The organism is Kosakonia sp. LAM2021, from assembly GCF_016620385.1.
GTDB classification, from domain to species: domain Bacteria; phylum Pseudomonadota; class Gammaproteobacteria; order Enterobacterales; family Enterobacteriaceae; genus Kosakonia; species Kosakonia sacchari.
This window is the reverse complement of the sequence record NZ_JAENHT010000010.1, coordinates 205,745-212,026: the sequence shown is the minus strand read 5'-3', so window position 1 is coordinate 212,026 and position 6,282 is coordinate 205,745. Positions and strand designations below refer to the sequence as shown.

Sequence of the window (6,282 nt, the reverse complement as noted above, 5' to 3'; positions counted from 1 at the left end):
TCGAAATGTTTTATAACAGTAAGCGTCGGCATGGTTCTAGCGAACAGATGTCACCGACAGAATATGAAAACCAGTATTATCAACGGCTCGGAAGTGTCTAGATTATCCGTGGCGATTCATGCCTCCCATGTTTTATTTCCACAATATTTATTCGCGCCAGTATTCCCTTCCTGATATTCACGCTACGGAAAATACCGTTTTCCCCATAAAAAAAGCGCCCGCAGGCGCTTAGAGAGTGTTGTTCGAAAACGGCATACTTATTTGGTCAGTTCAGCCGTCATATGAACATTATTGTTGGTGTTGGCTTCAATGATTTTATATGAAGCGCCAGCCTGCTGTGCTTTGGCGGCAATTAATGATTCCGCTTCGTCAAGCGTAGAAGCAGTGGCGGTTACGCTCTGAGCGAAAGCGCCAAATGACAGGACAGAAAGCACAGTAGCGACAGCAAGTGAATGGATGGTTTTCATAATGGTATTCCTTAAATTTTTATTTGTGCTGGGCGATAACGCCCGATTCAACATCTGTTATGAATGCCGGTTTTATACGGCAGAGCTTATTTGTAAATCACCGCAGTGCCGTGCAGGGTATTCGGGCCGGTCACGGAAGTAATGCGGAATGATTTCGCACCCATTTCATCGGCTTTCTGCGCCAGTTCGCTTTGCAATGAGGAGAGATTGGTGCCGGCATTGGCAGAAATCACGCCCACTTTTTGTTGGTCAGCCGGAGTGGACTGCACTTCAACGGCGGCTACGCTTGCGAAAGAAAGGGAGCTAAGTACAGCGACTGCGAGCAGGGATTGGATGGTTTTCATAATTTTTGCCTTCTGAATCTGGATTTGTATGAGGTCGCAAGTATTAACTTAACGATCGATAGGTAAATGATAAGTGTGATCTGTGTCACTCGTCAATACTATTTTTATAATGATCATTTAAATAATTAAAAATCGCTTTTTATTCATGAGGATAAATCGTGTATTTTTTAGAAAAATTTCCGCTGGTCAGCCGCTTTGTAATGTTTTTATAATGATTATTAACTAAATTGATATGAACGAGGGAGGAACAATGGCAACCGACGTCACATGCTGTACGAGAAAAGGTCGCGGACGGCCAAAAGTTTTTGACCGCGACGCAATGCTGGATAAAGCGATGATGCTGTTCTGGCAACATGGCTATGAAGCCACATCGCTGGCAGACCTGGTTGAAGCCACCGGCGCAAAAGCGCCGACGCTGTATGCGGAATTTAATAGTAAAGAAGGGTTATTCAGAGCCGCGCTTGATCGTTATATGGCACGGTTTTCCGCCAAACACCGGGCAGCGCTTTTCTGTGAAGAGAAAACCGTTGAGCAGTCGCTGCGCGATTATTTGCAAGCGTTAGCCGATTGCTTTGCCGGTAGCGATACCCCGGCAGGCTGCTTTTTGATAAATACGTCTGCCACGGTTTCTGCTGAGTCGGAGCCGATAGCCGACACCATCCGGGAGCGGCAAACGGCACAGGAGCAAACGCTGCTGACCTTTTTATTGCAACGTCAGTTACGTGGTGAGATCCCGGCGCAAACAGATGTGCAAACCACCGCGCTTTTTTTAAGCTGCATTATCCATGGAATGTCGGTCAGCGCGCGAGAAGGCGCCAGTTTGGATAAACTGCAGCAGATTATCGACACGACGCTGCGGCTGTGGCCGATGTTAATCAGCCAGAACGAACGGAATACCGGTTAATGAAACGGCTGACAATGCGCTTAATGATTGCCGCTCGCGGGCGAGAGGATAGTTCGCCCGCGGTGAAACCATCAGTGATGCAGCATCTCGTCGACAATCTGCGCTTCGGTCATATTGTACGGATAATATGTCGGCCAGTTATCCATCTCTTTTAGCAGCGTCTCTTGCGATTCGTTGCCCATAAAAATATGGAAATGTTGCGACTGGCGCGGGCCGATAATATGGTCGCTGAACTGCACATATTTCGGCGCTTTTGATTGCGCGTCTTTGCATTCGAAGAGATAACGCACGCCTTTTTTCCCGGAGGTGTAGGTCAGAATTTTATAGCCCGCGTAATCATAACGGCAGGAATTGACTGTTTTGCCAACGTGAAACTCCATCACGTTGTTTTCTATGCCAATCATCTCTACATCGGTGGCGTAACCTTTTTGGTAATAGGCGCGGTACTCTTCTACGCTTTTACCGCCTTGTTTTGCTTTTTTCTCCAGCACCGGATCAAGCGCACCGCTGAGCAGATACGGGTTCACGGATTGCCAGATCCCGTCCCAATCGGACAACACCCGGTCTTTCACGTCCTTATCATCAAAAATGCCTTCGCTGGCTTTACGCTCCGCTTCTGTAAGTGGTTTGCCGTGGTGGTGGTCATGCGCTAACGTCTGCGCGCTCACTAGCAGCACTCCCATGCCAAGTACAAAGGCCGATTTCTTCATGATCATATTGCGCTCCCTGGTTATCATTTGTTACGAAATGAAATGTTATAATATAACAATAACAAATACCACATCGCTTTCAATTCACCAGCCAAATGAGAGGGGCACCATCTGACATAGCCAACGCTATAAAACATAGCAATATCTATATAATGCTGATTAATAAGTGATTTTTGCATTTTTTGTGCGGCTGTGGCATCTTTGCCGCACTTTTCGCAGCGTCTGCGGTTTTGCCCTCGTCTGAGGGCATTTAGGGGTCAGCAATGAGTTTTTATGCAATTACGATTCTTGCTTTCGGCATGTCGATGGATGCTTTTGCTGCTGCTATCGGTAAAGGGGCGATGTTAAAACGTCCACCGGTAAGCGAAGCGCTACGCACCGGGTTGATTTTTGGTGTTGTTGAAGCCATCACCCCGCTTATCGGTTGGGCCGCAGGCTTAGCCGCCAGCCAGTACATTATGCAGTGGGATCACTGGATAGCCTTTGTACTGCTGTTTGTGCTTGGCGTGCGCATGATGAAAGAAGGCCTGAGTAAAACCACGGATGAAGAAGCCGAAGTGCCGCGTCGCCACGGTTTCTGGTTACTGGTCACCACCGCTATCGCTACCAGCCTTGATGCTATGGCCGTCGGTGTCGGTCTGGCGTTTCTCTATGTGAACATTGTGGCGACGGCGCTGATGATTGGCCTTGCGACCACCATCATGGCCACCACCGGTATGCTGCTGGGGCGTTTTCTTGGCGCGGCGATAGGTAAATGGGCTGAAGTATTCGGCGGTATTGTGCTTATCTGTATCGGCAGCTCAATTCTGGTTGAACACTTAGGCTTACTGTAACTTGTCCGAACATGCGAAATCGTCAACAATGCCTGCTCAGGTGATGGCGTTCCACCTGACCCAACCGCTTCCCTGAGAAGCTGATGACGCCTGGTATGTCTCTGTCATGAGGCATGTCGGGCGTTTTTCTTTTGTTCCCTGCATGCCTCGCACATTTGTTGATGAGGAAAAACATGCTGAAGTCTTTATTTGCCGTAATCATCGGTGGTTCTGCAGGTTGCGTGATCCGCTGGCTGCTCGCGATTCGTTTAAATACGCTGTTTCCCAACCTGCCGCCTGGCACGCTGCTGGTAAATTTACTCGGTGGGCTGATTATTGGCGGCGCGCTGGCATTCTTTACTCGCCAGCCGCATCTTGATCCTACCTGGCGGCTGCTGATCACCACCGGGTTATGCGGCGGCATGACCACCTTTTCCACTTTTTCACTGGAGATTTTTGCCCAGTTGCAAACGGGCAACTACGTGTGGGCGCTGGCTTCCGTGCTGGTACATGTTACGGGTTCGATTTTGATGACGGCGCTGGGGTTTGCGCTGATAAACGCCTGGTATTGATAAAACCGGAAGGGGGAGCAATGCTGCTCCCCTTTTCGCACGTTACTTCACGCCGCCATTTGCAGGCAGGCTTGTGCGCATGCCCGGCAACGTTTAGCGCACTGCTGGCAGTGTTGATGTTGATGCCGGCTGCACTCTTCCGCGCAGGCTTTACATACATCGACGCAAATCCGGCACAGTGAGGGTAAGTGTTTGCTTTCCAGTGCCATAAATTGGCCGGCAAGGCGGCACAGGGCGGCACATTGCACGTCCAGCTTGATGCATTCACGCATCATGTCGATATTCTCTTCCTGCAGGCAGGAAAGCGCACAGTGTTCGCAAGCCGCAGCGCATTGATAACAGGCTTCGGCGCATCGTTGGTGTTCTATATGCATGGTTTATCTCCACAATATTTATGTGTCATGAGATAATTGTGCACAAAATATTTATCCCTACCATTTTATTTACACATTTCATCACATCATTAATTTTATGAGATGAGTAAAGTTTTAGTAACCTGCTTATAATTATAAAGATTTATTTTGAATGCAACATATGTGTTTAAATATTTCTTTCGGATTTTTTATTTTTAGAGTGATATATTTTTGGATGATTAATTGACTAATTGATATAAATAGCCAAACTTAAGATTCCAACGCGATCGATATGGATTATTAACCGTATCGATTATATCGAAAACGAGATGTGGAGATATAACATGGCCGAACATAGAGGCGGTTCCGGTAATTTCGCAGAAGATCGTGAGAAAGCTTCAGAAGCGGGACGTAAAGGTGGTCAGCACAGCGGCGGTAATTTTAAAAATGACCCCGAACGTGCATCCGAAGCCGGCAAGAAAGGCGGTGAAAATAGTCACAGCGGTGGAAAAAAATAACCACTTTTATGGTCATTATTTTCCAAATGCTAGCGAGCCGGGGACGGCTCGTTTATTTTTTAATTAACAATGTCTTAAAGATAAAAACGTAGAGGTATTAATGGAATCACAAAATAATGATGAGGGTGAGAGGATATGCACATTACCTGAAGATTTATCTGAGCATTTATCTACTCATTTAATTGAAGATTCTCACTATCCTGCTGAAGTAATTTCCATTAATTTTACCGAAGCAGTTGATTTACGTCTCCCGCCTTATAAGAAACGTCTCGTGCACAAAATGTCCAATCGCAAACAACCCCCCAAAAGGCAATAATCAATAAATCCTTTTCACCTTTCTAACGGCGTTGTGCTTCTTCAACGCGGTGAACTCTTCTTTTAAAGTTATGCCGCTGAAAGAGACAGGAAACTTTCAGTCATTCGTTTTTACGAAAACGATCAGAATAATTTTTAGCGCATTGAAAATGAATAAAAAATAACCTTCAGGCCCAGCAAATCCGCGTTGCGCCTGAAGGCATGCAAGTGCATCTTTGTTACTAACAATAAGCGTGCTAATTATTAGCAAATTTCAACCAGAAAAGCGCTATAAAACAGCGAGTTATGATGAAATAAACCGATCTTTGCGAATAAAATTTTTTATCGTTAACGCATTGATGTTATTGATGATTTGTCTAAATTTCATCCATTCCCACATTTTTCAATTAAAACGTTGTCGCAGCGGTAACCACGTTTGATGGGCTGTTTTTTCGTCCGCCGCTTGGCCTCTATGGCGGCGGAGGATCTATAGTGAGTAAACTGAAGGCAAATAGAGGAGGTTTTGTGCTCTACATTGAAAAAGATGATCCTCGTGAAGCGCCGGAATCGGGTGACAAAAAACCCCAGCCGGTGAAGAAATAAATAAAAAGGTCGCTACGGCGGCCTTTTTATCGATTATTCAGTCCGTTAACAGAAAAACCAGTAAGCATCTCGCGTCTATCTTAGCGGCCTGGTTGCTTTATCGAACGCAAATTGCCACCTGCTGGTTGGTTTTACTGCTTATCAATGCCGCTGAAGCGCGCATCTGTCGTTACGCCCGCAAGCCATGCGGGCGCAGAGTTTTACTCCGCTTTCTTTTCCACATGCCCGAGCGGTTTTTCCGGGAAGCAGAAGTCGCGAACGCGGCGCTTTAACTCTGCCGCATCGGGAAAACCGCCGTCCAGCTTGCGATCCCATATCACTTTGCCATCAACATCAATGGCAAAAATTCCGCCAGTGCCCGGTATCAGCGTGACGGAACCGAGATCCGTACTAAACGTGTGCAACAATTCTTGCGCCATCCAGGTGGCGCGCAACATCCAGTTGCATTGTGAGCAGTAGTGCAAAGTGATGACCGGTTTTTTCATGTTTCGTTGACTCCTGGCGCGGATGGAAAAGGGTTGTATAAGCCTCGTGCTGCTGAAAAGCTGACGGCATAACAAATTTATTGCAAATGATAACTGTTATCATTATCTTCGGTGTCGATAACATAACAATAACCTGCAACTCTTTTGCGCTGACTGCAATCTTGCGCGGTTTCCTGGAAGTCATACGTGAGCCTGATACTAATAAATTCTAAGGCTTACA

The 6,282-nt window shown here is 46.7% G+C and carries 11 protein-coding genes and 1 riboswitch; of the genes, 6 read left to right on the top strand and 5 right to left on the bottom strand.

Translation table 11 applies throughout. From position 1 onward, the window contains the following. Nucleotides 1-257: 257 nt before the first annotated feature. Nucleotides 258-467: a DUF1471 domain-containing protein gene (locus JKP81_RS19725; RefSeq protein ID WP_200553050.1), complete on the bottom strand. Its 210-nt coding sequence runs from the start codon at nucleotides 465-467 to the stop codon at nucleotides 258-260. Nucleotides 468-553: 86 nt separating this feature from the next. After that, entirely contained in the window at nucleotides 554-811 is a 258-nt protein-coding gene (gene bhsA / locus JKP81_RS19720) for a multiple stress resistance protein BhsA (protein ID WP_200553049.1), read from the bottom strand. 250 nt (nucleotides 812-1,061) lie between these two features. Here bhsA and JKP81_RS19715 point away from each other — a divergent pair, with 250 nt between their 5' ends. After that, nucleotides 1,062-1,715: a TetR/AcrR family transcriptional regulator gene (locus JKP81_RS19715; RefSeq protein ID WP_200553048.1), complete on the top strand. Its 654-nt coding sequence runs from the start codon at nucleotides 1,062-1,064 to the stop codon at nucleotides 1,713-1,715. Nucleotides 1,716-1,786: 71 nt separating this feature from the next. Here the strand turns inward: JKP81_RS19715 and zinT are convergent, their stop codons facing one another. Further along, the gene (zinT, locus tag JKP81_RS19710) at nucleotides 1,787-2,431 is read right to left on the bottom strand and encodes a metal-binding protein ZinT (protein ID WP_200553047.1); all 645 of its coding nucleotides are present in this window, start codon (nucleotides 2,429-2,431) and stop codon (nucleotides 1,787-1,789) included. A 257-nt stretch (nucleotides 2,432-2,688) separates the two neighbouring features. Between zinT and mntP the strand changes: the two genes are divergently transcribed. Both mntP and crcB read left to right on the top strand, forming a co-directional pair. Beyond that, nucleotides 2,689-3,258 carry a manganese efflux pump MntP gene (mntP, locus tag JKP81_RS19705; protein ID WP_200553046.1) on the top strand — a complete coding sequence of 190 codons (570 nt, stop codon included), beginning with the start codon at nucleotides 2,689-2,691 and terminating at the stop codon, nucleotides 3,256-3,258. A 30-nt stretch (nucleotides 3,259-3,288) separates the two neighbouring features. Next, nucleotides 3,289-3,358, top strand: a riboswitch (Fluoride riboswitch). Between the two features lie 73 nt (nucleotides 3,359-3,431). Next, the gene (crcB, locus tag JKP81_RS19700; RefSeq protein WP_017458790.1) at nucleotides 3,432-3,809 is read left to right on the top strand and encodes a fluoride efflux transporter CrcB; all 378 of its coding nucleotides are present in this window, start codon (nucleotides 3,432-3,434) and stop codon (nucleotides 3,807-3,809) included. Nucleotides 3,810-3,856: 47 nt separating this feature from the next. Here crcB and JKP81_RS19695 read toward each other — a convergent pair whose 3' ends face one another. After that, nucleotides 3,857-4,183, bottom strand: coding sequence for a four-helix bundle copper-binding protein (locus JKP81_RS19695; RefSeq protein WP_200553045.1), 327 nt, complete (start codon nucleotides 4,181-4,183; stop codon nucleotides 3,857-3,859). A gap of 323 nt (nucleotides 4,184-4,506) precedes the next feature. Between JKP81_RS19695 and JKP81_RS19690 the strand changes: the two genes are divergently transcribed. The 3 genes from JKP81_RS19690 (at nucleotide 4,507) to JKP81_RS23655 (ending at nucleotide 5,577) form a co-directional block, all read left to right on the top strand. Continuing rightward, a complete protein-coding gene (locus JKP81_RS19690; RefSeq protein WP_200553044.1) occupies nucleotides 4,507-4,680 on the top strand; it encodes a general stress protein in 174 nt (57 codons plus the stop codon). Between the two features lie 100 nt (nucleotides 4,681-4,780). Next, nucleotides 4,781-4,996, top strand: a complete 216-nt coding sequence (locus JKP81_RS19685) for a hypothetical protein (RefSeq protein WP_200553043.1) — start codon at nucleotides 4,781-4,783, stop codon at nucleotides 4,994-4,996. A 503-nt stretch (nucleotides 4,997-5,499) separates the two neighbouring features. Continuing rightward, complete coding sequence (locus JKP81_RS23655; RefSeq protein ID WP_249882697.1) at nucleotides 5,500-5,577, top strand: hypothetical protein; 78 nt, start codon at nucleotides 5,500-5,502, stop codon at nucleotides 5,575-5,577. Between the two features lie 200 nt (nucleotides 5,578-5,777). Here the strand turns inward: JKP81_RS23655 and JKP81_RS19680 are convergent, their stop codons facing one another. Further along, complete coding sequence (locus JKP81_RS19680; protein ID WP_200553042.1) at nucleotides 5,778-6,062, bottom strand: SelT/SelW/SelH family protein; 285 nt, start codon at nucleotides 6,060-6,062, stop codon at nucleotides 5,778-5,780. Nucleotides 6,063-6,282 lie beyond the last annotated feature (220 nt).

Excerpts from the sequence above, each read along its gene's own strand:
- JKP81_RS19695 (WP_200553045.1), bottom strand. The coding sequence starts at position 4,183 with ATGCATATAGAACACCAACGATGCGCCGAAGCCTGTTATCAATGCGCT.
- JKP81_RS19685 (WP_200553043.1), top strand. The coding sequence starts at position 4,781 with ATGGAATCACAAAATAATGATGAGGGTGAGAGGATATGCACATTACCT.
- zinT (WP_200553047.1), bottom strand. The coding sequence starts at position 2,431 with ATGATCATGAAGAAATCGGCCTTTGTACTTGGCATGGGAGTGCTGCTA.
- JKP81_RS19715 (WP_200553048.1), top strand. The coding sequence starts at position 1,062 with ATGGCAACCGACGTCACATGCTGTACGAGAAAAGGTCGCGGACGGCCA.
- JKP81_RS19725 (WP_200553050.1), bottom strand. The coding sequence starts at position 467 with ATGAAAACCATCCATTCACTTGCTGTCGCTACTGTGCTTTCTGTCCTG.
- mntP (WP_200553046.1), top strand. The coding sequence starts at position 2,689 with ATGAGTTTTTATGCAATTACGATTCTTGCTTTCGGCATGTCGATGGAT.
- JKP81_RS19680 (WP_200553042.1), bottom strand. The coding sequence starts at position 6,062 with ATGAAAAAACCGGTCATCACTTTGCACTACTGCTCACAATGCAACTGG.
- bhsA (WP_200553049.1), bottom strand. The coding sequence starts at position 811 with ATGAAAACCATCCAATCCCTGCTCGCAGTCGCTGTACTTAGCTCCCTT.
- crcB (WP_017458790.1), top strand. The coding sequence starts at position 3,432 with ATGCTGAAGTCTTTATTTGCCGTAATCATCGGTGGTTCTGCAGGTTGC.
- JKP81_RS19690 (WP_200553044.1), top strand. The coding sequence starts at position 4,507 with ATGGCCGAACATAGAGGCGGTTCCGGTAATTTCGCAGAAGATCGTGAG.